At 67.1% G+C, this 25,982-nt stretch carries 25 protein-coding genes; 14 read left to right on the forward strand and 11 right to left on the reverse strand.

Annotated elements, in window-relative coordinates; genetic code table 11:
* Positions 1 to 67 precede the first annotated feature (67 nt).
* Complete coding sequence (locus ATJ93_RS06880; RefSeq protein ID WP_120243835.1) at positions 68 to 1,558, forward strand: aldehyde dehydrogenase family protein; 1,491 nt, start codon at positions 68 to 70, stop codon at positions 1,556 to 1,558.
* Positions 1,559 to 1,824: 266 nt separating this feature from the next.
* Here the strand turns inward: ATJ93_RS06880 and ATJ93_RS06885 are convergent, their stop codons facing one another.
* Complete coding sequence (locus ATJ93_RS06885; protein WP_120243836.1) at positions 1,825 to 3,006, reverse strand: MBL fold metallo-hydrolase; 1,182 nt, start codon at positions 3,004 to 3,006, stop codon at positions 1,825 to 1,827.
* 145 nt (positions 3,007 to 3,151) lie between these two features.
* On the opposite strand from ATJ93_RS06885, the gene ATJ93_RS06890 reads away from it, so the two are divergent.
* From ATJ93_RS06890 to argS, 6 genes are all read left to right on the forward strand, one after another.
* Entirely contained in the window at positions 3,152 to 4,675 is a 1,524-nt protein-coding gene (locus ATJ93_RS06890) for a stage II sporulation protein M (RefSeq protein WP_120243837.1), read from the forward strand.
* Between the two features lie 111 nt (positions 4,676 to 4,786).
* The gene (locus tag ATJ93_RS06895) at positions 4,787 to 5,746 is read left to right on the forward strand and encodes a succinylglutamate desuccinylase/aspartoacylase family protein (protein WP_120243838.1); all 960 of its coding nucleotides are present in this window, start codon (positions 4,787 to 4,789) and stop codon (positions 5,744 to 5,746) included.
* Between the two features lies 1 nt (position 5,747).
* The gene (locus ATJ93_RS06900) at positions 5,748 to 6,920 is read left to right on the forward strand and encodes a pyridoxal-phosphate dependent enzyme (RefSeq protein ID WP_120243839.1); all 1,173 of its coding nucleotides are present in this window, start codon (positions 5,748 to 5,750) and stop codon (positions 6,918 to 6,920) included.
* A 65-nt stretch (positions 6,921 to 6,985) separates the two neighbouring features.
* Positions 6,986 to 7,522, forward strand: a complete 537-nt coding sequence (locus tag ATJ93_RS06905) for an NUDIX domain-containing protein (RefSeq protein ID WP_120243840.1) — start codon at positions 6,986 to 6,988, stop codon at positions 7,520 to 7,522.
* Positions 7,523 to 7,604: 82 nt separating this feature from the next.
* On the forward strand, positions 7,605 to 8,330 hold the full coding sequence (gene udk / locus ATJ93_RS06910; protein ID WP_120243841.1) for a uridine kinase: 726 nt from the start codon (positions 7,605 to 7,607) through the stop codon (positions 8,328 to 8,330).
* A 118-nt stretch (positions 8,331 to 8,448) separates the two neighbouring features.
* On the forward strand, positions 8,449 to 10,236 hold the full coding sequence (gene argS / locus ATJ93_RS06915; protein WP_120243842.1) for an arginine--tRNA ligase: 1,788 nt from the start codon (positions 8,449 to 8,451) through the stop codon (positions 10,234 to 10,236).
* Between the two features lie 104 nt (positions 10,237 to 10,340).
* Here the strand turns inward: argS and ATJ93_RS06920 are convergent, their stop codons facing one another.
* Together ATJ93_RS06920 and minD are read right to left on the reverse strand one after the other, a co-directional pair.
* Positions 10,341 to 10,889 (reverse strand): hypothetical protein, encoded by a 549-nt coding sequence (locus tag ATJ93_RS06920; protein WP_120243843.1) that lies wholly within the window; start codon positions 10,887 to 10,889, stop codon positions 10,341 to 10,343.
* A 364-nt stretch (positions 10,890 to 11,253) separates the two neighbouring features.
* The gene (gene minD, locus ATJ93_RS06925) at positions 11,254 to 12,192 is read right to left on the reverse strand and encodes a MinD/ParA family ATP-binding protein (RefSeq protein WP_120243844.1); all 939 of its coding nucleotides are present in this window, start codon (positions 12,190 to 12,192) and stop codon (positions 11,254 to 11,256) included.
* A 180-nt stretch (positions 12,193 to 12,372) separates the two neighbouring features.
* Between minD and prf1 the strand changes: the two genes are divergently transcribed.
* Positions 12,373 to 13,632, forward strand: a complete 1,260-nt coding sequence (gene prf1 / locus ATJ93_RS06930; RefSeq protein WP_120243845.1) for a peptide chain release factor aRF-1 — start codon at positions 12,373 to 12,375, stop codon at positions 13,630 to 13,632.
* A 112-nt stretch (positions 13,633 to 13,744) separates the two neighbouring features.
* Here prf1 and ATJ93_RS06935 read toward each other — a convergent pair whose 3' ends face one another.
* On the reverse strand, positions 13,745 to 13,996 hold the full coding sequence (locus tag ATJ93_RS06935; protein ID WP_120243846.1) for a PRC-barrel domain containing protein: 252 nt from the start codon (positions 13,994 to 13,996) through the stop codon (positions 13,745 to 13,747).
* A gap of 281 nt (positions 13,997 to 14,277) precedes the next feature.
* Between ATJ93_RS06935 and ATJ93_RS06940 the strand changes: the two genes are divergently transcribed.
* The gene (locus tag ATJ93_RS06940) at positions 14,278 to 15,045 is read left to right on the forward strand and encodes a hypothetical protein (RefSeq protein ID WP_120243847.1); all 768 of its coding nucleotides are present in this window, start codon (positions 14,278 to 14,280) and stop codon (positions 15,043 to 15,045) included.
* A gap of 76 nt (positions 15,046 to 15,121) precedes the next feature.
* On the opposite strand, the gene ATJ93_RS06945 is transcribed toward ATJ93_RS06940, so the two are convergent.
* The 5 genes from ATJ93_RS06945 to ATJ93_RS06965 all read right to left on the reverse strand — a co-directional run bounded on the left by ATJ93_RS06945 (position 15,122) and on the right by ATJ93_RS06965 (position 17,610).
* Positions 15,122 to 15,439, reverse strand: coding sequence for a HalOD1 output domain-containing protein (locus tag ATJ93_RS06945; protein ID WP_120243848.1), 318 nt, complete (start codon positions 15,437 to 15,439; stop codon positions 15,122 to 15,124).
* A gap of 144 nt (positions 15,440 to 15,583) precedes the next feature.
* Positions 15,584 to 15,904, reverse strand: a complete 321-nt coding sequence (locus tag ATJ93_RS06950) for a DUF7577 domain-containing protein (RefSeq protein WP_120243849.1) — start codon at positions 15,902 to 15,904, stop codon at positions 15,584 to 15,586.
* 76 nt (positions 15,905 to 15,980) lie between these two features.
* On the reverse strand, positions 15,981 to 16,880 hold the full coding sequence (locus ATJ93_RS06955) for an acyltransferase (protein ID WP_120243850.1): 900 nt from the start codon (positions 16,878 to 16,880) through the stop codon (positions 15,981 to 15,983).
* Between the two features lie 147 nt (positions 16,881 to 17,027).
* A complete protein-coding gene (locus tag ATJ93_RS06960; RefSeq protein ID WP_120243851.1) occupies positions 17,028 to 17,234 on the reverse strand; it encodes a hypothetical protein in 207 nt (68 codons plus the stop codon).
* A gap of 106 nt (positions 17,235 to 17,340) precedes the next feature.
* Positions 17,341 to 17,610 (reverse strand): hypothetical protein, encoded by a 270-nt coding sequence (locus tag ATJ93_RS06965; RefSeq protein WP_120243852.1) that lies wholly within the window; start codon positions 17,608 to 17,610, stop codon positions 17,341 to 17,343.
* 168 nt (positions 17,611 to 17,778) lie between these two features.
* Here ATJ93_RS06965 and ATJ93_RS06970 point away from each other — a divergent pair, with 168 nt between their 5' ends.
* The 3 genes from ATJ93_RS06970 (at position 17,779) to ATJ93_RS06980 (ending at position 20,569) form a co-directional block, all read left to right on the forward strand.
* Positions 17,779 to 18,768, forward strand: coding sequence for a bile acid:sodium symporter family protein (locus tag ATJ93_RS06970; protein ID WP_120243853.1), 990 nt, complete (start codon positions 17,779 to 17,781; stop codon positions 18,766 to 18,768).
* Between the two features lie 114 nt (positions 18,769 to 18,882).
* Positions 18,883 to 19,347 (forward strand): NUDIX hydrolase, encoded by a 465-nt coding sequence (locus tag ATJ93_RS06975; protein WP_120243854.1) that lies wholly within the window; start codon positions 18,883 to 18,885, stop codon positions 19,345 to 19,347.
* A gap of 193 nt (positions 19,348 to 19,540) precedes the next feature.
* Positions 19,541 to 20,569 carry a formate/nitrite transporter family protein gene (locus tag ATJ93_RS06980; protein WP_120243855.1) on the forward strand — a complete coding sequence of 343 codons (1,029 nt, stop codon included), beginning with the start codon at positions 19,541 to 19,543 and terminating at the stop codon, positions 20,567 to 20,569.
* Positions 20,570 to 20,595: 26 nt separating this feature from the next.
* Here ATJ93_RS06980 and ATJ93_RS06985 read toward each other — a convergent pair whose 3' ends face one another.
* Both ATJ93_RS06985 and ATJ93_RS06990 read right to left on the reverse strand, forming a co-directional pair.
* On the reverse strand, positions 20,596 to 22,047 hold the full coding sequence (locus ATJ93_RS06985) for a DUF402 domain-containing protein (RefSeq protein ID WP_120243856.1): 1,452 nt from the start codon (positions 22,045 to 22,047) through the stop codon (positions 20,596 to 20,598).
* Positions 22,048 to 22,168: 121 nt separating this feature from the next.
* The gene (locus ATJ93_RS06990) at positions 22,169 to 22,552 is read right to left on the reverse strand and encodes a DUF7532 family protein (RefSeq protein WP_120243857.1); all 384 of its coding nucleotides are present in this window, start codon (positions 22,550 to 22,552) and stop codon (positions 22,169 to 22,171) included.
* Positions 22,553 to 22,741: 189 nt separating this feature from the next.
* On the opposite strand from ATJ93_RS06990, the gene ATJ93_RS06995 reads away from it, so the two are divergent.
* Positions 22,742 to 23,749 (forward strand): PrsW family intramembrane metalloprotease, encoded by a 1,008-nt coding sequence (locus ATJ93_RS06995; protein WP_120243858.1) that lies wholly within the window; start codon positions 22,742 to 22,744, stop codon positions 23,747 to 23,749.
* Between the two features lie 107 nt (positions 23,750 to 23,856).
* The gene (locus ATJ93_RS07000; RefSeq protein WP_120243859.1) at positions 23,857 to 25,968 is read left to right on the forward strand and encodes a PRC-barrel domain-containing protein; all 2,112 of its coding nucleotides are present in this window, start codon (positions 23,857 to 23,859) and stop codon (positions 25,966 to 25,968) included.
* The last annotated feature ends 14 nt before the right edge of the window (positions 25,969 to 25,982 follow it).

Genomic DNA, 25,982 nt, shown 5'->3' on the forward strand with positions numbered 1-25,982 from the left:
CAGCCGCAGGGAACTGTCAGCGGAAGCCGGCCGATTCCTTTTCCGCGAGAGTCGTGTACCGCGGGCGATGACACCGGAGCTCTCGATCGAGGCCGATTGGAACAGCCTGTATATCGACGGCGAGTGGACCGCGTCCGAACGCGACGAGGAGATCGCCGTCGAGGATCCGTCGACGCGCGAGGAGATCGCGCGCGTCCCCGCGGCGACCGAGGGGGACGTCGAGGCCGCCTACGAGGCCGCCGCCGACGCCCAGCGGGAGTGGCAGGAGGCCCCGCCGGTCGAACGCGAGCAGGTCGCCCAGCAGTTCGCGCAGTTGCTCGGCGAGTACGAGGACGAGATTACGGACCTGCTGGCCCACGAGGCGGGCGGCGGGCCGATCATGGGCGAGACATCGGTCAGTATCGCTTCCGACCAAGCAGCGGAGGCGGCGACGTTCCCGCGCCGGATGAAGGGCGAGCAGATCACCTCGAACGTGCCGGGCAAGGAGAACTTCGTCCGGCGCGAACCGCAGGGGATCATCACCGTCATCTCGCCGTGGAACTTCCCGCTGAACCTCTCGGGGCGAGCCATCGCGCCGGCGATCGCCACCGGCAACGCCGTCGTTCTCAAACCCGCGACGAACACGCCGATCACCGGCGGGCTGCTCATGGCGAAGCTGTACGAGGAGGCCGGACTCCCCGACGGCGTGCTCAACGTCGTCACCGGCCACGGCTCGGACATCGGCGACGCCGTCGTCGGCCACCCCGAGAGCGACCTCGTCGCCTTCACCGGGTCGACGCCGGTCGGCCGCGGTGTCGCGGCCACGGCGGGCGAGAACCTCTCGGAACTGGCGTTGGAACTCGGCGGCAACAACGCCCACATCGTCACCGCCGACGCCGACCTCGAGGCGGCGGTCGACTCGGCCGTCTTCGGCTCGTTCGTCCACCAGGGCCAGGTCTGCATCTCGATCAACCGCCACCTCGTCCACGAGGACGTCTACGACGAGTACGTCGAGCGCCTGACCGAGCGCGCAGAGTCCCTTCCAACCGGGAGCGCCCACGACGAGGACACCGTCGTCGCCCCGATCATCGACGAGTCCCAGCGCGACGAGATGCTCGAGTACGTCGAGGAGACGATCGACCAGGGAGCGACGCTCGAGACTGGCGGCGAGACGGTGCCGATGGACGGTGTGGACGACTCGCTGCTGGTGGCGCCGACGGTCATCTCGGACGCGACCAACGATATGGCTGCGGCCTGTAACGAGCACTTCGGACCGATCGCACCCGTGATTCCGTTCTCCGATATCGACGAGGCGATCGAGATGCACGACGCGACGGAGTACGGCCTCTCGGGCTCGGTTCACGCGGGCGATATCGGCACGGGTATGCAGCTCGCCGAGCGGATGGACACCGGCAACGTCCACGTCAACGACCAGCCGATCAACGACGAGGCTCACGTCACGTTCAGCGGGACGAAAGCCTCCGGCGTCGGGACCTACAACAGCACCGAAATCATGGACGAGGTCACCGAGAAGAAGTGGATCTCGGTCCAACACGAAAAGCGAGAGTACCCGTTCTGAGCGGCGGCCGCCGCGCGTCGCGCCGTCGGTTCGTCCCCGCCCATCGTATCCGGGTTCGGAACACTCACTCGTCCATGAAAAGACGTTATACGGGGCACCGTCGTCGGTTTGACTGCAGGAGTAGTTACGCTCCTGTCACGATGCGGATTACGCCACCATCAACCAGGGAACGCGGACCGGCCGGGTGATTTCCCGGCCTTTCGCGTGAAGCAGGTCTCGCTGCTCATTCTCGACGGTCCGCAGTCGACGAGTGCAGACGCCGCCGATCACGCCGAGCAGTTGTTCGGCCCCAACTCGAGTTCGGTGCGGTCCTCGGGCGGCGCCGCCGTGCGCCCGCGATTGATGTCGATGATCTCCTCGTAGTTCGAGGGCTTCTCGCCGGCGTCGGCCATCCGCTCGACGAATTCGTCTTCCGCGAGGCCGAGCAGGTCGATCTCGGCCCGCGCGTCGCGGATCGTCGTCGCGATCGGTTCGCCGGGCGACCCGTGCTCGAACTCGCCGTCGTCCGTGACCGCGACGTGACCCGGCAGCACGGCGAGGCCTTCGGGTTCGGCGAGGATCGTTCGGTGGAGCGTCTCGTAGAGCATTCGGGCGCCCTCTTCCCCCTCATCGTCGCTAAACTCGAGTTCCGTCCGCCCGGTCGAGGCGACGTGCAGCGTATCGGCGGTCAACAGCGCCGCGTCGTCGACCAGCAGATTGATCATCTCGCTGGTGTGGCCCGGCGCGAACAGCGCCTTCAGTTCGCGATCGCCGACCGCGAGCACCTCGTTGCGCTCGAGGGGCGTGTACTCGTATTCAACCTCGCGTTCGTCGGCCCGTTCACCGAGGTAGTAGGGCACCGCGAGGCTCTCGGCGAGGTCGCGCCCGCCGGAGATGTGGTCGGCGTGGACGTGCGTGTCGATGACGCCGACGATCGTGAGCCCGGCTTCCTCGGCCGCGACCTCGAACTCGTCGACGTCGTCGGTCGGGTCGACGGCGACGGCCTCGCCCGTTTCTGTGCAGCCGACGACGTAGCCGAAACAGCCCTTCGCGCGGCGCTGGAGTTGCAGGAGCGTCAGTCCCGGATCGCCGACGTCTACCTCGACGGTGTCGTAGACGCCGCTCCAGCCCTTCATCCCGCCGTCGACGGTGTGGACGTCGTACTCGTCGGTCGCCGACTCGAGTTGCGTCGCCAGGTTGCCCGACGAGATGCCCTTCGCGCAGATGGTGATGACGCGCTCGGCGTCGCCGACGGTCTGTCGGAATTCCTCGAGTCGGCCGTTGGCGTCCCCGTCGCCGCCCTCGTTTCCGTCGCCCTCGAGTTCCTCCTCGGGGCCGAAGGGGAAGTGGACCGCGCCCGGCACGTGCCACGAGTCGTAGCTGTCCGCGGGGCGCGTATCGACGAGGACGAAGTCGTCGCCCTCGTCCTGCAGTTCCGCGAGGCGGTCGGCGGCGAGCGTGGTGACCATAGCCGACGTACGCGCTCGAGCGCCCTAAGCGTCGGCGCGCAGGTGCCACGGGATTCAGGAGCAGGGGACGGGAGACGGCTGGAGGACAGTGACGCGTTCACGCACCGATAGGTCCGTTTAACTGACACGGGATCGAAGCGGGTGCATGGCTCTGTCCGACCACCTCGCCGCCGTCGTCGCCGTCCTCCGGCGCCGCCCCGGCGATCTCCTGCCGCTGTACTTGCTCGGCGCCGCCGTGCCGGCGATCATCCGGGTCGTCCCGTTTTTCGCCGCCCTCGTCGGCTACCTCCACCTTCGGACGTCCGGCCGACTCGCGACGGTGCAAACGGAACTGGCCGATCTGGAGTCGCCGCCGGATCCCCAGACGAACCCCGACGCGTTCGATCGGTGGGCCGAGGGACTCGTCCCGGTCTTCGAGCAGGTACTGACGCCGACGATGCTCGCGATCGGTCTCGTCACGGTGCTTCTAGTGATTCTCCTTGCCGCCGTGGTGTCGCCGTACGTTACTGCGGGCCAGTTGGCCGCCAGCTACGCACGGCTGCGCGACGAGCGCGGCGTCGACGCCGGCTTCGCGGGGGCGCGCCGCCACTGGCTGCGGTTTCTGGGACTCTACCTCCTCGAGTTCCTGCTGTGGGCCGTCCTCCTGCTCGGCGGCGGAATCGCGGTCGTGATCGCCGCCGGCGGCCTCTCCGCGGCGGGAGTCGGCGCGGTCGGGATCCTCGTCGGCCTGCTGGTCGGGCTTCTACTGATCGTGGCCCTCGCCGCCGTCCGCGCGCTGTTCGCGTTCGCGCCGGTCGCGGTCGTCGTCGACGACGTCGGCGTCTTCGCCTCGCTCTCGCGGACGGCGTCGTTCGTGCGAGCGTATCCCGGCGGCGCGCTGGCGTACTACGTCCTTTCGCTCGGGGTGTTCCTCGGATTCTCGGCGCTGTCCGGCGTGCTCGCGCTTGTCGAGATCGTCGTGTTCCCTTCCCTGCTCGGGATCGTCCTCCTGTTCCCGGCGCTCGACCTGCTGAAGACCTCGCTGTACGGCACCTACCGCGGGCGGCTGCGGCCGCCGACGAGTCCGGACCGGTCGCTGCAGTCGCAGGTCGGCGACGGACTGCGCCGCGGCTGGGCAGAGATGGTCGCGTTCGTCCGGTCGACGCCCGGGACCCACGCGCTCGTCCTCGCCGTCGGCCTCGGCTCGTTCGCGGCCGGCTGGTACGCCGCCGATCCGTACGCCGGCGTGATCGAGACATCGATCGCCAGCCGCCTCGAGGGGCACGTTCCGCCGGCGGCCGCCCTGGAGTTCTTCGGGAACAACTGGCTGGTCGCGATCACGACGGTCTACAGCGGGGTCGCGTTCGTCGTCCCCGCCGTCGTCTCCGTGCTGTTCAACGGGCTCGCGCTGGGCATCACCGCGCGCCTCGAGGTCGCTCCCCTCGAGTTGCTCGCGTTCGTCGTCCCCCACGGGGTCATCGAGATTCCGGCGATTCTGATCGCCGGCGCGCTCGGGGTGTCGGTGGGCGTCGACGGCTGGCGAACCCTGCAGGGCCGGATGCGGCGAGCGACGTTCGCGGATCGCCTCGAGCGTGCGTTCTGGGTGCTCGTCGGAATCGGCATCCTGCTTGCCGTTGCGGGCGCAATCGAGGGGTTCGTGAGTCCGTACTACTACCGGCCGTTCCTGTGAGTCAGCCGCGTTGACGTCACCGGACGCCACACCCGCACAATCGAGGCCCGACGGCGTCTCCGTCCGGGAAACACCGAACCAATAAAGGCCGACCGGTCCGTCGTGGATGACATGACGACGACGCTCGGAACGGCGAGCGCGGACCCCGGCGAGATCGATACGGGCCGGCTCGAGGTTGGCGAAACTCGAGACGGCAGTTCGTTCGGTCTCCCCGTTGCCGTGGTCAACGGCGCCTCGCCGGGCAAGACGCTCTACATGCAGGCGGTCAGCGACGGCGACGAACTCAACGGGATCGGGGTTATCCAGCGCGTTGTGCCGCGACTCGATCCCGCCGAGATTTCCGGGACGATCCTGATCGTCGGGATCGTCAACTACCACGCGTTCCAGGTCGCCGAGCACCGGAACCCGATCGACGACACGAAGATGAACCGCGCGTATCCGGGCAACGAGAACGGCACCTCGAGCGAGCGGATCGCCGCCGCGACCTTCGCCGCCGCGACCCGCGCGGACATCATTCTGGACCTCCACCAGGGTTCGACCAGCCGGATGATCGACGAGGTCCGCGTTCGCTGTGGCAAGCGCCACCGGCTCTACGAGGACTGTCTGGAACTCGCGAAGGCCTTCGGCTGCGGCTACGTCCTCGACCAGAAGGGGCCGGACGGCCAACTCGCCCGGGCCGCCCCCGACGAGGGGATTCCGACGATCGATCCCGAACTCGGCGGGACCGTCGGCTGGGACGAGACGAGCATTCAGAAGGGCGTCGAGGGCGTCTTCAACGTGCTCCGGTACTACGACTTTCTCGCGGAGAGTCACGACCTCGAGCGCCAGACCCGCGCCAACGGGTTCGAACAGTACGGCGCGCCGAACGGCGGCCTCGTCGATTTCAAGAAGGAGCTGGGCGATCGCGTCGCCCGCGGCGAAACGCTGTTCGAGGTGACGACGGCCTTCGGAGAGACGAAGGCGACGGTGACCGCCGACAGCGACGGGATCCTCTGGCGCACCCGCCGACTACCCCAAGTGGCCTCCGGCGAGTACATCTGCTCGGTCGGGACCGACATCGACTCCTACTGATATGCCCGCCGACCTCACCTGCCCCGACTGCGGTCGCACGTACGAGGCCGGTCCCGACGAACCCTGGCGCTGCGCCTGCGGCCACGCCCTCGAGTTCGCCGACCAGCCGCTGCCCCAGGGCGATCCGCTGCCGCTCTCGCAACTGGACACCAGCCGCGGCCTGTGGACCTTCTTCGAGTTCCTCCCGATCGAGCGCCACGTCACCTTCCACGAGGGCTTTACGCCGCTGGTCGACGCGCCCGAATCCGAGTGGGACGCCCAGTTCAAACTCGAGTACGTCTTCCCCACCGGCTCCTTTAAGGACCGGGGCGCGACGACGACGCTCTCCCGAGCGGTGGAACTCGGCGTCGAGAAGGTCATCGAGGACTCCTCGGGCAACGCCGGCGCCGCCATCGCGACCTACGCGGCCCGCGCGGGCCTCGAGGCGGACATCTACGTCCCCGCCGACGTCAAGCAGTCGAAGCTGATGACGATCCAGCGGGCCGACGCCCGGCCGGTGCGGATCGAGGGAACGCGCCAGGACGTGACCGACGCCTGCATCGAGGCGGTCGAGGGCGACACCGCGGACGTCGCCGGCGCACCGCACCAGTCCGGCCAGGGCTGGTACGCCAGCCACGCCTGGAACCCCGCCTTCTACGCGGGGACGATGACGATCGCGTTCGAGATCGCCGCCCAGCGGGAGTGGACCGTCCCCGACGCCGTCGTCCTCCCGATCGGCCACGGCACGCTCTTCCTCGGCGCCTACCGGGGCTTTTCGCTGCTTCGGGACGCCGGCATTACGGACGAGATGCCCCGACTGCTCGGCGCCCAGGCGACCGGCTACACGCCGATCGTCGACGCGCTCGCCGAGGAAGGGTTCGGCCTCGAGACGGACGACGACGCGGCCGCCGACGGCGAGCCGGGCAGCGCGATCGCCGACGGCATCCAGATCGCCGCCCCCGCTCGAATGGACGAGCTCCTCGAGGCGATCCGCGAGACCGACGGCGACGCCATCGCGCTCGGCGCGGATCCGATCGAGGCGACGCTGGATCGCCTCCACCGCAACGGCTTCTACGTCGAACCGACGAGCGCGGCCGCCCCGGCGGCCTTAGAGCAGTACCGGGAGGCGGGCGTCCTCGAGGCGGACGACGATGTTGTCGTGCCGCTGACCGGAAGCGGCCTGAAGACGCTGTAACCTGCGGCAGCAACGACCGCCGAGAACGGCAGCTTTTGATACGTCGGTGCCGAACTATCGACCAGATGGTTCGTCGGCCACCCGCGTACTGTCCCTACTGCGGCGACGCCCTCGAGACGATCGCACTCGACGGCCGCGAGCGCAAGCGCTGTCCGGGCTGCGGCGAGGTGATCTGGCACAATCCGGTCCCCTGCGCGGGCGTCGCAGTCGTCGACCGCACGGGGGACGAACCCGCGGTCCTCTGCGTCGAACGCGGCGTGCCGCCCGGCGTCGGCGAGTGGACGATTCCCGGCGGCCACATCGAAACCGGCGAGCAGCCCCACGTCGGCGCCGCCCGCGAACTCGAGGAGGAGACCGGCGTCTCGGTCGACCCGGACGCCCTCCGGGTGTTCGACGCGGCGGCGCTCCCGCCGCGGGCGGACAAACACGTCCTGATGACCTACTACGTCGTCGACCGCGCCGAGACGACGGGCGAGCCCCGAGCCGGTAGCGACGCGGCTGACGCGCGGTTCTGGACGCCGTCGGCCTTCGACGCCGCGGACGAGCGGTTCCGACCGGTCCACGAGGCGCGGTTCCGGGCGGCCGCGATGTTGTTCGAGTGAGCGGCTCGCCGCGACTGCCGCCGGAATCGGGGCCGAAATCAATATCAGGGGATTAATGAGCGCTCCCACCCAGCATCGAACGATGAGTATCCCGTCGTTCGTCATCGGGATCGCCGGGGGGACGGGAGCCGGAAAGACGACGGTCGCGCGGACCGTCGCGGACACCGTCGGCGAGGCCGTGACCCGCATTCCGCTGGACAACTACTACGAAGACCTCTCGCACCTCGAGTTCGAGGAGCGCAAGGAGGTCAACTACGACCACCCCGACGCCTTCGAGTGGGAACTGCTGCGCGAACACCTGAACCAGTTGCTGATGGGCCAGCCCGTCGAGATGCCTCAGTACGACTTCGAGATCCACAACCGCAAGGACGAGCGCGTCACCGTCGAGCCGACGGACGTGATCGTCCTCGAGGGGATTTTCTCGCTGTACGACGAGGAGATCATCGAGATGCTGGACCTGCGGGTGTACGTCATGACCGACGCCGACGTCCGCATCCTGCGGCGCATCGAGCGCGACGTCGTCGACCGGGGCCGCGACCTCGAGGGAGTCATGGACCAGTACCTGGAGACGGTCAAGCCGATGCACGAGCAGTTCGTCGAGCCGACGAAAAAGAACGCGGACGTGATCATTCCGGAGGGGGCGAACCAGATGGCGGTCGATCTCCTGATCGAGAAGATCGAGGCCGAGCGGACCGATACGCCGGGAGCGAGCGGGGCCGGCGGTGCAGGCGGTGCGACCGACGCGGAGCCGGACCCCGAAGCCGACCGCGAGCGTGACCTTCCCTTTCCGGAGCCGTCGACCGACTGATCTGGATCGGCGCGACCGGGATCGGTGACGGTCGGCCGGGAATCGCTCGAGCCCTCGTCCTGCCGATAGGCGAAACGAACCCGACATTCCTTTACTGTCGCCCTGAATACGGGCGGGTATGTTCCTCTCCCTACGCGACGAGGTCGAGGACGCCCTCGAGGGGGCGCTCTCGGCGCTCGAGTTTCCCACCGACGATCTCGGGCTCGAAGAACCGCCGGAAGACGTCGAGAGCGTGCTCGCCTCGAGCGTCGCCTTCCGACTCGCCGGCGAGGCCGGCCAAGCGCCGCCCCAGGTCGCCGCTCGGATTGCAGACGAGATCGACGCCGACGACCTGACCTACGTCGCCGAGATCCAGACGCAGGGCCCCTACCTCAACTTCCTGCCCAGCGACGCCTACCTCGCCGCGACGCTCGAGACGGCCACCGACGAGGCCTACGGCGCGCTCGCGGATCGGGAGGAGTCGGTCGTCGTCGAACACACCAGCGCCAACCCGACCGGCCCGGTCCACGTCGGCCGCGCGCGGAATCCGATCATCGGCGACGCCGTCGCGAATTTGCTCGACTACGCCGGCTACGACGTCGAACGCCACTACTACGTTAACGACGCCGGCCGCCAGATGGCCGTCTTCACGTGGGCCTACGAGACCTTCGACGAGGACGACCTCGAGTCGGACCCCGAGCGCGACCGCATCGAGTACGACCTCGTGCGCTACTACCGCAAGGGCAACGCGTTCCTCGAGGACGGCCCCGACGAGGAGGTCGAGGAAGCCGAAGCCGAGATCGAGTCGATCATGCAGGGACTCGAAGAAGGCGACGACGAGACCTACGAGCGGGTCAGCGAGGTCGTCGATCAGGTCCTCTCGGGCATGACAGCCTGCCTCGAGCGCCTGCCCGCCGAGTTCGACGAGTTCGTCAAGGAGACGCGCTTCATGCGCAACGGCGACACCGACGACCTCGTCGCCCGCCTCAAGGAACTCGACGAGGCCGTCTACGAGGAGGACGCCTGGCAACTCGACCTCGAGGCCCACGGCATCGACAAGAACCTCGTCTTCCTGCGCTCCGACGGCACCTCCCTCTATGCGACCCGCGACCTGGCCCACCACGAGTGGAAGTTCGACACCTACGACCGCGCGGTGACGGTGCTGGGCGAGGACCACAAGCTTCAGGCCCGCCAGCTGAACACGACCCTCGAGCTGCTGGACAACGACACCGACCAGCTCGAGCAGGTACTCTACTCCTACGTCAACCTCCCCGAGGGGAAGATGTCGACGCGCCGGGGCACCGGCGTCGACCTGGACGACCTGCTCGACGAGGCGATCGACCGCGCCCGCCAGGAGGTCGAGGACCGGCTGGACGACCGCATCCGCGACGACGACCTTGACGACGAGGACATCGAGCGCATCGCCCACCAGGTCGGCATCGGCGCGGTCCGCTACGACATCGTCTCGAAGCAGCCGACGAAGGCGATCACCTTCGAGTGGGACCGCGCGTTAGACTTCGAGGCCCAGTCCGCGCCCTACGTCCAGTACGTGCACGCGCGTACCTGCGGTATTTTGGAGGAGGCCGGGCTCGATCCCGAGACCGACCTCGCCGATCAAGCGATCGACCTCGAGACGCTCGACGCCGACCTGCTCGAAACCGACGCCGAGCGCGACCTGCTCGAGACGATCGCTCGGTTCCCCGCGGTCGTCGACGAGGCCGCGGACGACCTCGAACCGCACCAAATCGCGACCTACACGCGCGAGTTCGCGGACCGGTTCAACGCCTTCTACCGCGAGTGTCCCGTGTTGGCCGACGATGTCGACCCCGCAGTCAGGGACGCGCGACTCGCGCTCGTGGCCGCCTCGAAGCACACGATCGCCAACGCGCTCGACATCTTAGGCGTCGAGGCACCGCGGTCGATGTAGGCGTAGGCGTCGGTCACGGTCGCTGCCGCTGCACGAGCCGTCGGCTCACCGTCAAGCGCCGAAGAAAAATCCGTGCGGGCCGCCGAACGCGTCGCGGAATCGCCTTACTCCTTCGTCTCGACGACCTTGTTCGCGAACTCCTCGTCCGAGAGTTCGCCCTCGATGTAGCTGACGACCCACTCGACGTCGATGTACACCGCGAGCACGCGGCTGCCCTCGTGCTCGAGGATCCACTCGATCGAGCTGATCTCGTCGATGAACCGCTCGATATCTTCGATCGCGCCGTCGAGGTCGTCCGCGAACGACGCGAACACCTTCTTCAGTTCTTCGATGTCGGTAGTGTCTGTGCGGGCGACGATGTCGAGCTTGTCGCCGTCTTTCTCGATCGACGTGATCGTCACGGTGTCGTCGGCGACCTGGATCTGGTCGTTCTCGACGCCGGGCACGTCGTCGTGCTCGTCGTCGGAATCGTCGCCGTTGCCGTCACCGTTTCCGTTGCCGTTTCCGGAGTCGGTGTTGGAATCATTGTCGTTACCGAACGATTCTTCGTCGTCGTTTTCGGGCTCCTCTTCGCCAGTTTCGGAACTGGAACAGCCCGCGAGGACGGTTGCGAGTGCGGCTCCACTTCCGAGGAGGATCTTTCGTCGCTCCATGGTCGAGCGGTCGAGAGACTAGGGGATTAGTAATTAGCTCGTACCAGTTCAGCCGTGAAACGAGGATACCGAAGCCGTTCCGTCGAGAGCGAATCCCGCCTTACAGGGCATGAAAGAGGAGATATTCCGGTGTGAGGAATCAGTACGAAAAGATACTGGTTAGTAACGAGTACATTCTGCCACTCGAGAGGGTATCGGATTCGACGTAGTCTCCGCGGTCGACAGAAAGCCCCGTTTCGAGCCGCGTATCGGCTGTCCAGGCGGTGCCTACCGCCCGTTAGTGGGTCGCCACCATCGGCGGTTCGCGGCGTTCGGAATCGGTCGGCGTGGGCGATCGCCGACGGCGAGGCCGGGTGCCTCAGTTTCAGTTATCGGATTCGGCCTCGGTGATCGCGCTCGAGACGTCGTCGGGTGCGGCTTCCCGTCCTTGGTCGTCTGCGTCGTTGTCCGTATTGTCGGACGGGACGGCGTCGGCTGCTGTGCCGGCGGCCGAACCCGCGTCGGTCTCCGCAGCGCCCGGCGTGGGCGTCGCCTCGGCGTCGGGTTCGGTCTCGCACTCGTCGGACGCGGCCTCGGGCGACGGGGCCGACAGTTCGATCCCCGCCAGATCCGCCGCGAGCGTCCGGTAGGCGATCGCCGCCGGTCCCTCGGGTTCGTAGACGACCAGCGGCGTGCCGGCGTAGACGCTCTCGCGAGCCGCGCTGTCCTCGGGGATCGTTCCCAGCAGCGGGATCTCGAGACGCGAGGCGATCTCCTCGTAGGAGATGTCGCTGTGGGGGTGCGTGCGCGTGACGACGAGGCCGGCGACTTCGCCGCCGGCGCGGGCGGTCAGCTCGATCGTCTTCTTCGAGTCCTGCACGGCGGCCGGCTCGGGCGTCGAGACGACGAGCACGGAGTCGGCCAGCCCGAGCGGGAGGACCGTCTCGTGGCTGATCCCGGCCCCGACGTCGAGGAAGACGTAGTCGTAGGCCGCGCGCAGCTCCGCGACGACGTCGCCCAGCCCCTCGGGGGAGGCCTCGGCGTACTCGTCCAAGCCGGTCCCGCTCGGGACCGCGACGATGTTATCTGCCAGTCGATACGTGGCGTCCTCGATATCGGCGTCACCAGCCAGCACGTCGTGCAGCGTCGTCGAATCCGGGTTGAGACTCACGAACCCGGCGAGGTTCGCCATGCCGAGATCGACGTCGACGACGGCGACGCGCTTGCCCGCCTGCGCAAGCGCCGTCCCGATATTTACCGTCGTCGTCGTCTTCCCGACGCCGCCCTTCCCACTCGCGATGGCGTAGACCGTCTCCTGAGACATACTCGAGTACTGTCCGGACTGTGGAACGGCAACACCTTAAATCGTCACCTCGAGACGAGGCGTGAACTCGATCGATGATCGGTTGGCCGTCAGTCGCCCATCGGTCGATAATCGAGACCGTCACCGACGGATACCGGCGTGTCAAAGGATTCTTACCCGCAGCACCGTTTTGTATCGATAATGAGCCAGGAGGGCGAGCAGGAGCAATCCGACCGGAAAAAATACGAGTTCCGGAAGGTGCTCGAGGATCTCAAGAACTTCGACGGCTCCGGAACGCAGCTCGTGACGATCTACGTACCGGAGGACAGACAGATCAGCGACGTCGTGCAACACGTCACCCAAGAGCACAGCGAAGCGGCCAACATCAAGTCCAAACAGACGCGAACGGCCGTCCAAGACGCGCTGACCAGCATCAAAGATCGACTGCGCTACTACGATACGTTCCCGCCCGAGAACGGCATGGTGCTGTTCTCCGGCGCCGTCGACTCCGGCGGCGGCCGCACCGAGATGGTCACGAAGGTCCTCGAGAGTCCGCCCCAGCCCGTCGAGTCGTTCCGCTACCACTGCGATTCCGAATTCCTGACGGAACCGCTCGAAGAGATGCTGGCGGACAAGGGCCTGTACGGCCTGATCGTCCTCGACCGCCGCGAGGCCAACGTCGGCTGGCTGAAGGGCAAGCGCGTCGAACCCGTCAAGTCCGCCTCCTCGCTGGTCCCCGGCAAGCAGCGCAAAGGTGGCCAGTCCGCCCAGCGATTCGCCCGCCTGCGCCTCGAGGCGATCGACAACTTCTACCAGGAGGTCGCCGGGATGGCAAACGACCTGTTCGTCCCCAAGCGCCACGAACTCGACGGCATCCTCGTCGGCGGTCCGTCGCCGACGAAAGACGAGTTCCTCGACGGTGACTACCTTCACCACGAGATTCAGGACAACGTGATCGGGAAGTTCGACGTCGCTTACACCGACGAATCCGGCCTTCACGACCTCGTCGACAACGCGGAGGACGCGCTGGCCGACGCCGAGGTGATGAAGGACAAACAGCAGATGGAGGAGTTCTTCGAGGAACTCAACGGGGGCGATCTCGCCACCTACGGGTTCGAGCAGACCCGGCAGAACCTGATGATGGGCGCGGTCGACCGGCTGCTGATCAGCGAGGACCTGCGAAAGGACGTCGTCACCTACGACTGTCCGGAGTGTGGCAACACCGACCGCGAGGTCATCGACCGCCGGAAGGCGACGCCGGAGCACACCTGTACCGACTGCGGTACCGAGGTCGAGGCGAGCGAGGAAGACCGCGAGGACGCCATCGACCACCTCATCGAGATCGCCGAACAGCGCGGTACCGAGACCAAGTTCATCTCGACGGACTTCGAGAAGGGCGAACAGCTCTACAACGCGTTCGGCGGCTTCGCCGGTATCCTGCGGTACTCGACCGGCGTCTAAGCTCGTTTTTCCGGGGAGATCCAACTTCCTGCTCGTTCCACGAACGGTCGTTTCGACCGGCCTCCGGAGACAGGATGCGGCCCAGTGCCACGGCCCTCGAGCCGTGGCTCGGTCAGAGCGTGCCGCGGAGGTAGATCGCATCGTCGGTAATCTCCGCGATGCTTCCCGCATCGAGCGGATGGGCGTCCGCGCTCGCCTCACCCCAGCCGAGTTTCGCCTTGAGCGTCGCGACGAAACTCGGATCGGGTTCGACGTAGCCGCGCCCGTCGCGCACTTCGACGAGGCGACCGACCTCGGTGCCGTCAGTATTCAAGACGCGTTTCCCCTCGTCGGCTTTCGTCAGCGTCTCGCGCTCGCGTGTCATTGCAGTCGCCGAACTCCCGAACCCCGTCCGAGCCCATCGAGCCGACTATCCGCTCGCGGGCCCGCGGGGCAATTCACTGAACGGGCGGACGTGCAATAAACCGGTGAAACAGTTGTACACCGATACTGAGCGGTTACTCCCAGTTTGCGGGCTCGAGCGACGGGCGGGGAAACCGACAGCAAGAGCCGACTCGGATCGCCCGGGGCGACGGGGCGTTATGCGATGCGTACCGCGGGACAACAGAAGGGTTATGCCGGTAGTCGCGTATTACCACTCGATCGATGGACGAGTCCCCGTCCCTCCCCGACACGCTCGACGATCCCCGCGTCACCGACCGGTTTTACCGTCACGTAGCCGGCCCCGCCGGTGACCTCCACCTCCTCGGCGTCGTTCACGACCACCCCGCGAGCGTCGGCCGCGTCCAGCGCATTCTCGAGGCGGTCGACCCCGAAACGGTCGCGCTCGAGTTGCCGTCGGCGGCGCTGCCGCTGTACCGGACGTACGCCCGCGACGGCGACGGTGACACCGACCCGGACCCGCACGACCCGCCCCGCTTCGGCGGCGAGATGAGCGCGGCGATCCGGGCCGCACCCGAGGCCGACGTCGTCGGGATCGACGCACCGAACTGGTCGTTCTGCCGTCGGCTCGCAACGCGGTTGATCGCCGACCGCGTGCCGGCCTCGACCGCTCGCCGGGTCGTCTCGAGCCTCGGCGGCGCGACCCGCGAGGCGCTGACCTGTCGAGTCGCCGCGACGCTGACGCACGCGACGTCGATGACCATCGCGTGCGACGATCCGGTCGAGTACGAGTGCAGCCACGACGATCCGCCCGAACGGCAGGCCGAACACGAGCGCTCGCACGTCGCCGGCGTCCAGGCGCTACTGGGCAGCGTCGAAACGGACGACAGCGCGCTGGCCTACCGGGACGAGACGCGCGAACGCTGCATGACCGACCGTCTCGAGGCGCTGCGCGCGGACGAGGCAACTGGCGACGTCGTCGCCGTCGTCGGGATCGACCACCTCGAGCCGCTGACGGACGCGCTGGCGTAGCTGGACGCTGTTTTTGGCGACCGATTGCCGTTCGACGCCGCGACTGAAACCGACGAAAACGAAGCGTAGGAAGCGATTACCGCCGCGGCGTCGGCGGTTCGATCAGGATTTCGCCGTCCGCGCGGACCGTCACGCGGTGGTCGTCGACGACGAACGAGAGCTGGCCGCTCGAGCGGGGCCGCCCGTCGTGGCGCGGCCGGAAGAGTCGATCCAGCGCGTCGGGATCGACGGCGTCGTACAGCGAAATGCGGCCGTCGGTCGGATCCACGCCCATGCAGTCGGCCAGCGCGTGGATGACGGTCGTGGTGAGTGACGCGGGCCCATCGAACTCGTGGACTGCCCGGTACACTGCTGGAGAGCGAGTGGATGCTGCGGGGGAGGTGTTGCCGTGCATAACGGGTCGTCTGCTCGCACACAATTCCCGAGAGGTAAAAAGCGTAATCGTTCGTTACTGCCCGAATGTGGCGGAGAAATTGCAGTAACTAAGACAATGGCGTAGATGTGACGGTACTAGTGACTGATCGTTACTCGAGTGTCGTCACTGTCGGAGCGCCGAAATGCAGCGCCAGCAGTACGTAAAGGTCCTGTCGGCCGCGTTCGTCGCCCCGCAGTGCGGACATCGGATGGTCTCGCCCTCGAGATCGCGATCCGCGTCGTACTCCTCGGACTCCTCGACGTCGTCGGGTGCCCGCGGATACCGCTCGGGGCCGGGCGACGACTGGGACGGGGCCCGATTCGGACCGGCAAACGAGGGCGAAAGCGAGCGGTCCTCGCCACGCCGGACGTACACGTAGTACAGTAACAGGTGCAACAGGGCGAACAGCACCACGTACCCGATGAGCCATCCCCAGAGCTCCATCGGTGTGACATACGTTCTCAACCTACTTGGATATTCCCCGACTGACGGGGCGGAGACAAAATCAGATCGCGTGGACTTATCGGGGCGGCTGAAGGTCGCGCTGGAACTCGTCGAAGACCTCGAGGTCGTCGGGCAGGTCGTACTCGATGCGCCGCTCCGCCTGACGGTTGACGCCGGCCTCCTCGATCGGCGTGGCGACGTCCTCCCAGCCGGGTTTGATCTTGACGCTCTTGGCGGGCATGCCGACGGCGATGTGGTGGGCGGGGATGTCGTGTTGCACGACGCCGCGGGCGCCGACGATAGCGTTCTCGCCGACTTTGTTGCCGGCTCGGACCATCGAGTCGTAGGTGAGCCGAACGTCGTCCTCGACGATCGTGTGGTAGTTGCGGACCTCGGTCTGGTCGACGACGTCGTGATCGTGGCTGTAAACGTGGACGCCGTCGGAAATGGAGACTCGATCGCCGATCGTCAATTTGCCGCGGTCGTCCAGGTGAACGTCGTCGTGAATCACGGTGTTGTCGCCGACGGTAATGTTGTGGCCGTAGGTGAACGTGATCCCCTTGAAGAAGCGACAGTCGTCGCCACACTCCTCGAAGAGGTGATCCGCGAGCATCCGGCGGAATCGCAGCGCGAACTCGACGTTATCCGCGATCGGCAGGCTGTCGAACTGCCGCCAGAGCCACTGGAGGTGTTTCGAGCGCCGGAACTCGTCTTCGTCCTTTTCAGCGTAGTACTCGCTCTCGAGGGTGGTGTTACAGGGGTCGTAACTCTGTAGACGGACGCGCTCGGCCGGCGAGACCGGCTCGCCGTCCTGCCAGCGCTCGTAGGCCTCGCGGTCGCCCGAGAGGTCGATCAGCACGTCCTCGACGACCGAACAGGTGTCTTCGTCGCTCGAGAGCCGTCGATCGACCTCGTCGATGAACTCGCGCATCCCCGCCTCCGCCTCCTCGGGGAGCGAGACGTACCGCTTTGTCATGTTCCGAGGTATTGCGCGCGGCGTTGATAGGGGTTCGGTTGTCCGTCCGCCTTGCCGTCTCGAGCGGTGACGCGAGTGTTACCGGGTGTCTCGCCGGTCGGTTTCGTCGGCTGGTCCGCTACCAGGCAGCACTCGAGCGTCGACCGCTTACTGCTCGGCCGCCTGCCACCGCGCGAGTAGCAAGGCCGGGAGGGCGACGGCGCCGATCAACAGCAAGGCTGTGACGACGGCCGTCCCGACGGTCACGCGGTACGGGCTCACCTCGAAGGTCGTCACCGCGACCGGCAGGAGTACGGCGACGGCGAGGATCACGCCGAGGAGCACTCGATCAGGGGAGCGGCGACCGTCGGCCATAGCTGAATTGCGCAACGACGGCCCAAGAACGATTCGGAGTCGCTCGGGCAGCTATCGTGTTTCGGCCGCACCCCGGTTCGTCACGGTCCAACGTGGTCTACAACCGCTACTCGCGAGTCGACTCGGTCAATCGGAACTCGAACTCGAGCATTCCGTCCGTGCGGACGTTCACGCCGCCGAGTTGCTCGGACAACTGCTCGCGGGCTTGCGAACTCGGCTCGACGGTGACCGAGACGCTGTTGCTGTTGGCGTTGTACGTGATGTTCCCGACCGTGACGTCGAACTCGAAACAGTCGGGAACTTCCTCTCGGAGTTGCGTTCGAACGTCGTCGACCTCCGACCGGACGTCAGCCATCTCCTCGTTTAACGTGCCCATTGGCGCTACTCGCCGCCAAGAATTATTAATAATTGACCCTGTTATTTACGGCCCGAGCGGACCGCCCCGCGTCCCAGCCCTGAAACCGGTCTCGAGAACCGGCCGCTCGACGCGAGCGAACGCGGAAGCCACAGCCTTGATACCGAATAGCGACCGACAACTGTCTGCATGAATTGGCAGGCGGCACTCGAGCGACTCGGCGAGTTCACGAGCAAGTATTTCGTCCTCTGGGTGGTGATCGTCGCCCCGCTGGCGCTGTACACCCCCGAGACGTTCACTCCGATCGCGGCCTACATCACGCCGCTTCTGGGGATCATCATGCTCGGGATGGGGCTGACGCTGACGCCCGCGGACTTCCGACGGATCCTCGAGCGCCCGCGCGACGTGGCTATCGGCGCGATGAGTCAGTGGCTCCTGATGCCGCTGTTCGCCTATCTGCTGGTCGCCGCGCTCGGCCTCCCCTGGGAGATCGGCGTCGGGCTGATCCTCGTCGGCGCGGCGCCGGGCGGCACCGCCTCGAACGTGATGACCTACCTCGGCAAGGGCGACGTCGCGCTGTCGGTGACGATCACGACGGTGACGACGATCGCCGCGCCGCTGGTGATGCCCGCGTGGGTCGTGGCGCTGGCCGGCGAGTCGATCTCGGTCACCTTCGGGCAGCTGTCCGAAACGATCGTGCAGGTCGTCCTGCTCCCGGTCATCGGCGGGCTGGTGCTGCGCTACCTGCTCGATCGGTACGCGCCGCTAATCGCGGAGATCGGCCTCTCGATCTTCCCGGCGATCAGCGTGGTCGCGATCGTCGCCATCGTGGCGGCCGTCGTCGGCCTCAACGTCGAGACGATCCTCGGCGCCGGCGCTCTCGTCTTCCTCGCCGTCATCCTCCACAACGGACTCGGCCTCGGCTCCGGCTACGCCGTCGGGCACGCGACCGGGATGACCGAGGATCGCGCGCGAGCTTGCGCGTTCGAGGTCGGCCTCCAGAACAGCGGCCTCGCCGTGGCCCTCGCCACGGCCCACTTCAGCGCCAGCGCCGCGCTGATCCCGGCGCTGTTTAGCGTCTGGCACAACGTCTCCGGTCCGGCGCTCGCGACGCTGTTTACCTATCTCGACGGCGACTCGCCCGCGTCGGACGAGGGCATCGCGGTTGCCTCGGACTGAACTGGCCAGACGCTACTGGCAGCATCGACGCCAGCCGTCCCGGAAATCCCCTTAATCTCTTTTAAGCCCCTCCGAGATAGCTTTTTACGAGCGGTCGGTGTGATAGGTAGTATCATGACCGACGTTACGTACGTCCAGAAAGCCTGCGCCTACATCACGCGCGGGACCGGCGAACTCCTCGTCTTCGAGGGCCCCGGTCACGACGGCCTCCAGATCCCGAAGGGAACCCTCGAGTCCGGCGAGACGCCTCGAGAGGCGCTCTTCCGCGAAGTAATGGAGGAGAGCGGACTCACGAGCTTGAACGCAGCCCAGCACCTCTCGACCGACGTCTGGACGCGCCGCGAATCCCCGCCCAAGCGGTACGTGCGCCACTTCTTCCACGCGAACGTCCACGAGCCGCGCGACCGCTGGACCCACACGGTGACCGACGGCGGCGACGAAGACGGCGCCGAGTTCGAGTTCCGCTGGATTCGGCCGGCAGCCGGCAACGACCGCGAGTTCGCGCTCGATCTCGACGACTACCTCGAGTTGGTGCCGACCGCCGCCGGTACCGGCGGCGTCGCAAGCGCGTCGGATTGAGCGCGAACTCGCGGTCGCCGCTCGTTCGCCAAATTCGGTTTTCTTCTCGCAAGCCCGCAGTTTACGGCCTTCTCGAGCGCACGGCGTACTATAGAGCCGGTCGCATCAGCCGTCGCTCACGCCGCCTTTGTTGATCGGAAGCGGTGCAGCGCACAGTTACGATCCCGATGGGCGCCGAACGGAACGATTTCACATGAGCGAGGAGGACGAGGAGAGCACGGGCGAGGAAATCCGCGAGTCGATCGACCGTGCGGCATCCGGCGCGCCGGCAGCCGGCTGGGCGGTCCGGGATCGCTTCTCGGCCGACGAGATCTTCGAGCGCGTGCTCGCGAGCGCCGACGAGGAGATCGCCATCTCGAAGCAACGCCTGTTCTTCAGCGGCCTCGCCGCCGGCTTCGCGATCGTGCTGACCTTCCTCGGGCACTCGATCGGCGCGACGATGTTCCCGGAGAACAGCTTTCTGAGCGCGATTCTCTACCCGATCGGCTTCATCTACATCATCCTCGGCCAGTACCAGCTCTACACCGAGGAGACGCTGCCGCCGGTCGCGCTGGTCCTGGCCCGCATCGCCAGCCTGCCGCTGTTGCTCCGCGTCTGGATCGTTGTCATCATCGGGAACGTCGTCGGCGCGGCGCTGGGCGCGTACCTCATCGCGAACGGCGGGGTCCTCGACCCGGAAGCGACGCAGGTCGGCGCGGAGTTCGCCCGAACCGGCCTCGAGCACGGCTGGTGGGCGGTCTTCAACCGGGCGCTGTTCGCCGGCTGGCTGGTCGCCGGCGTCGTGTGGCTGGACCACGCGTCGCGGGATACGATCTCCCGCTTACTGCTGATTTACGTCATCTTCTACATGATCGCCGCAGCCGAACTCTTTCACGTGATCACGGCCGCGTGCGAAGTGTTCTACTACCTGTTCGTCGTCGACGGCGCGTCGCTGGCGGTCGTCCACGAGTTCTGGCTGCCGGTCTTCCTCGGGAACACCGTCGGCGGCGTGTTCCTCGTTACGCTGGTGAACTACGCGCAGGTCGAGCAGCAACGCTTCCCCGACATTCGGGTGCTCAGCGTCCGCGAGTTGCTGTTCACCTGGCGGGGCGGGAAGGGGACGCCGCCGTCGCCGGCGGAGACCGAGGACGAGACCGACAAGAGAGACGTCCGGGAGCGGGAGGGCGACCGCGACTCCTCTTCCTCCAAAGCGGGAACGCAGAATCTGGAAGGCGACGAATAGCTCGCCGAAAACGGACCGACGGACGACTACTTCGAGAGCGCCCGTTTCACCGCTTCGGCGACGTTTCGTGCCTTCTCGGCCAGCGGCTCCGAGACTAGCCCTTCCTCGACGGCGGCCTCGAGTTCGTCGTCGTCGACGATTTCCACGTCGCCGTCGACGCGGATCACGTCGATGTAGAGGTCGACGTACCGCACCGCGTCGGGGAACAGTTCCACGGGCGTACAGACGTTGACGTAGGTGCCCTTCGCCGAGCCGTCGGCGGCCTTGTAGGTCGTCGGGTACCACCAGCGGCCCTCGCGGAACTTCGTCACGGCGACGTCGCCCTCCTCTTTGGGGACCCCGAGCGCGTCGTAGCTGCCGCCCCCGCGCATCGAGCGCTCGAGGGTGAGCGAGCCGTCGGCGTCCCAGTCGGTGACGTCGCCGTAGCCCAGCGAGATGCGCCGCCCGTCGGGTTTGCCGTGGCCGATCTCGAGGCGGTCGCCCTCGGTCGGGCCGAACTGGCGGGCGACGGCGGCGAAGGGGAACTCGTCGGCGTCCGGGTCCGGCCCTCCTGCGGTTTCGTCGTCGCCGAGCGATCCGCAGACCGCCTCCGCGAAGTCGACCGCCGCGCTCGCGGCCCGATCGGCCGCCTTGGTTCGGTGGTGGCCCGGCATCGTCGTCTCGACCTGCCGACGGTGCTCGTCCAGCGCGAACCGCGACTCGCGGCCGAACCAGAACCAGTCAGTCCGCCGCGGCGCAGCCAATCGGCCGGGCTCGCCGGGGTCGTCCGGCGCGTCGGCCAGGGACTCCTCGAGCGCCTCGACGCGGTCGACGGCCCGCTCGAGGGCCGCGTTCATCGCCTCGAGGTCGGCGTCGGCCGCGGCGTGCTCCCACCGCAGGCCCCAGCCGTCGGGAACCTCGGTCGAGAGCAGGTCGGTCATCCCGACGAGTTCGCTGGCGCGCTCGTCGCCGCCGACCGCCGAGACACCCGTGCGGTCCCGGGAGAGCGTACAGAGCCCGCTCTCGATCGCGAGCAGCGGCCGGACGCGAGGTTCGTCGTCGTCCCACGGCGGCGTCGGTTCGGCGACCTGCACGCGGTAACGGTTGCCCTCGTCGACGTAGCCGTCGACATCGTCGTACTTGAGATAGCCGCGGCGGCCATCGCCGAGATCGACCGTCGCGCCGCTGCCGCCGCCCGCGTCGATCACTTCCGCGTCGAAGACCGCACCCCGCGGTGCGTCGTCCGCCCAGCGGAAGGTGTCGATCGCGAGCCCCTCGAGTTCGGCGACGACGTCCGCGACGTCGTCGGGAGCGCCGGAGACCTCGACGCCCTGTCGGTCGCGGGTCGTCTCGAGTCGGAGGTCCGCCGGCGTCGCGTCGAACGTCTCGTCGAACCGCTCCCGAATCGGCTCGGAGGCCTGGACGATCTCGAGGCCGTTCGCGTTCAGGAGTTGCGTGAGCGCGGTGGTGTAGATGCCGCGGACGCGTGCGGTCGTCATCGGCTCACCTCGCGTGCGCTCGCCGCTCGCCCCTGATCCTGATCCCGATCCCGATCCCGATTCTGGTTCCGATTCCGATCCCGGCGTCGACCGCCCGTGAATCCGTCCTCGAGCACGGAAATCACCGCAGCGTCTCGCGGTCGGCCGCGAACCGGACCCGGTCGTCGATCGTCGGGCCGAGCGTCAGTTCGACGTACTCCGCGTCGGCGTCGAGAATCCGACCGTCCTCGACGTAGACGCCCCAGGTGTCGAATCGGAGCCAGCCGCGCATCTCGTCGGCGTGGGTCGTCAGGTCGAGGTACTCGACCGCGTGCTCGGGGTAGTCGGCGCTCGAGTGGGCCATGTCCATATCTGAATAAACGGTCTCGTGGCGCTCGAAGAACTCCTCGAGCGCCGCGGCGTCCGCCTCGACGGCCTCGACGACGGCTTCCGAGGCGGCTCGCAGGTCGTCGGTCTCGAGGCCGACGTCGCGAAGCGCCTGCTGGGTTCGCTGGTCGAAGTGCATGAGCGAGCCTTCGGACGGCGGCCCTTTGTGGATTCCGAGTCCGGCGAGTCCGGTTTCGGTTGATCGATTCGCTTGGCGACCCGCACCCGTCCGCTGTTGTGTATTCAATATTGAGATTGGATCGGGTAATAATACGATATTAGGATCTGGCGCCGAACGCTTACGAAACGGGAAGGTATACCGACGCATATGCAGCGCAGGCGCGACCCGGTCGAGCGAGCCAGCGACGAGTCGACCGACCTCTACGACGTATCGACGTGGGAGCCGCGATCCGCGATGGACCGGCTCGCCTACTCGATTTATACCGGCGTTCGGTACACGCTGCGGGGAATCGTCTTCCTCGTAGCGCTGCTGATCACGATCGCGTTACTGGTCCAGCCGGCCCAACTCGCGCTCGGGACGCCGTGGCTCGGCGCGTTCTTCGGGCTCTCGGTCGTCCCGGCGGCGCTACTCGCCGGGTTCATCTGGTACACGGATATTACCTCGAGCGAACCGCTCGGATTACTCGTCGCGACGTTCGTCCTCGCCGTGCTGTTCGCGACGTTCGCGGCGGTCGTGAACTCGCTGGTCGGCCCGCGGCTCCAGGCGATTCCGGTCGTCGGCACCGTACTCTTTTTCTACCTGATCGTCGGTCCCGTCGAAGAGAGCGTCAAACTGCTCGCGGTCCGGACCTTCGCCTACCGGAGCGAGTCGTTCGACGCGGTCATCGACGGAGCCGTCTACGGTGCCGTCGCCGGCCTCGGCTTCGCCGCGATCGAGAACGCGATCTACATCACCGGCACGGTCGCACAGACCGACGTCGGGCTGGTAACCGCCGCGACGGGGATCACGACCGTCCGCGCGCTCGTCGGCCCGGGCCACGTCATCTACTCCGCGATCGCCGGCTACTACCTCGGGCTCGCGAAGTTCAACCCCCGTCACTCGGGACCGCTCGTCGTCAAGGGGCTGCTGGTGGCCGCGTTCGTCCACGCGACCTACAACGTCACGGTCGGCATCGTCCCCGACCTGATCGCCTCGACCTACCCCATCGGGTTCGGACTCGCGTTCATCGGCTACGTCGTCGCCTACGACCTGGCGATCGGCTACTACCTCTACCGGAAGATCGACCGCTACCGGCGCACCTACCGCACCGTCAGGGACGACACCGGCGACCCGCCGCGGTCGGAGCTCACCGAGTTCGATCCGCCGCAGCGGTGAGCCAGTCAGGAAATACGGATACTCACCCGCTCATTCTCGAGATTATCGAATCTGGACACGCTGGTGCAGGCACCACCGGCTTGGGCCGGAGCGGCGCAGACCCACCCATGACGACGTTCACCGACGACGACCTCGAGAAGCGGGTCGAGAACGCCAACGGGGAGGTGATCGGGACCGTGACCGACGTCGACGGGGAGACTGCTCGAGTCGAGCCCCGCTCCGGAATGGTCGACTCGATCAAGGCGGCGCTGGGCTGGCGCCAGACACCCGCGGATACGATGACGATTCGCGCGGACGCCGTCGACGAGATTACGCCCGAGACGATTCGTCTCGAGGCGACGCCGGCGGACGGTGCGACCGACGCGTCGACGCCAGCTGCGGAACGGACGCCGACCGATGCCGACGCGTCGTCGGAGGACCAGCCCGGGGACGCGGCATCACCAACCGAGATCGACGACCGAACGGCAAACGGCGCCGAGCCGGAACCCACCGTCGGCGACGACGAACTGGACCAGGACCGCGGTATCGCAACGGACGACTCGGAGCGGGGCCTCGAAACGGACGATTCGGACGGCGAACTCGCGACCGGAGACCGAGCGAGCGGTACCGACGCCGAGAACGACGCTGTCGACGAACCGATCGGCTCCGCAACCCCACCCGAGCCGCAATACGGACCGAACGGGGAGGGTGGCGCCGAGCGCGAACGAGATCGGGACTCAGAACGCGACCGCGAGGGGGTAACTGCGGGCGATATCGAGGCTCAGCGCGAGGGGACCTCGACCGGCCGCGACTCTGAATCCGAACCCGGAGACGGAACGTCGAGCCCGATCGAGCCGCTCACCTCGAGCGATAGCGACGATGACGAGCGAGCCGAGACCGCTGATATCGGACCAGATGCGGACACGGACAAGGATGCAGCGCCGGCGTCGGACTCGGACCTCGAGTCCGACGACGATTCGATCGACATCGCGGACGCGACTGCGGCCGAACGGCCGAATCGGGTCGGCGAGCCGGCGATCGATGACCCGGTACCCCAGCCCGATTCAACGACCGAAACCACGGATCGCGGCGAAGAAGGGACGGACGAGGAAACGACGACCCTCGCCGACGAACCGAACATCGGGTCCGGAACCCGCTCGCTCGAGGATGTCGGCGGCTCCGCTGACGATACCGATTCGCCCGACGAGGGAAGCGGCGCTGAATCCGTCGCGGCCGAAGGGAACCTCGCGGACGAAGTGGACCGGGGCGTCGATATCGAAGCCGCGGTCGACGAGAGCGACAGCGACGCTCCAGCGCCCGACGCCGAGTCGACGGATCCGGCGGACGAACTCGAGACCGGGCCAGGTCTCGAGGCGGCTGTCGAGTCGGACGAAGCAGATGACAGTGCAGCGGGCGGGACGGCCGATGAGACCCAAGACGAAGGCAGCGATCCAGCGCTCGAGATCGAACCGGGGATCGACGCCGCCGCGACGGAGTCGGCCGAATCGACGTCGACGTTCGGCGACGAGTCGGAACGCGAATCGGAACCGGAGTCCGGGCCGGCGGGACAGCGGGTCGACGTCGATACGGGGCCCGGAACGGCGATGCACCGAGAGCTAACCGACGAGGACGCACCGACGGCAGAAGCGGACGATACCGACGGCGAGAGGGACGAGACGCCGGAATCGAACGGCGAGCGACCGAGGCGCCCGTCACCGGAAGGGGATTCCCGGACCCGATCCGCGGCCGGCTCGGCCGCAACCGCACCTCTCACGGCGGCTGTCGCCGCCCAGCGTATGGCGCTCGGCACGAACCGAGCTGTGGCCAAACTGGGCGCGACTGCCCAGCGAAACGCGGCCCGGGCTGCGCTCGCGGGTCCACTATTCGCACAGCGAGGAACGCTCGAGTTCGCGGGAACGGCCGCGCAGAGCTACACGAACGGCGTCACGGCGATGCTGGGAACGAGCGCGACGAGTGAACCGAATCAGGGCGACGCCGGAACCGACGCCGAGCAGTCGATAGATAAGGCGCTCGCGAGCCTCGAGGAAACGCACTCCCGGATTGCGGACGGAGACGAGGACCTGAGCCGAGAACTCTCAGCGCACCTCGAGCGAGTCCGCGAACTGCAGTCTACCGACGAATTCGACCGGCGGGAGCGGATCGAGCAGGTCACTGAACTACTCGAGCGGCAGACGGCGTTGCTACGGCGGTGTCAACAGCACCTCGAGGAGCACGACTAGAGACGATCGGTGTG

Source organism: Halopiger aswanensis (assembly GCF_003610195.1).
Taxonomy (GTDB): Archaea; Halobacteriota; Halobacteria; order Halobacteriales; family Natrialbaceae; genus Halopiger; species Halopiger aswanensis.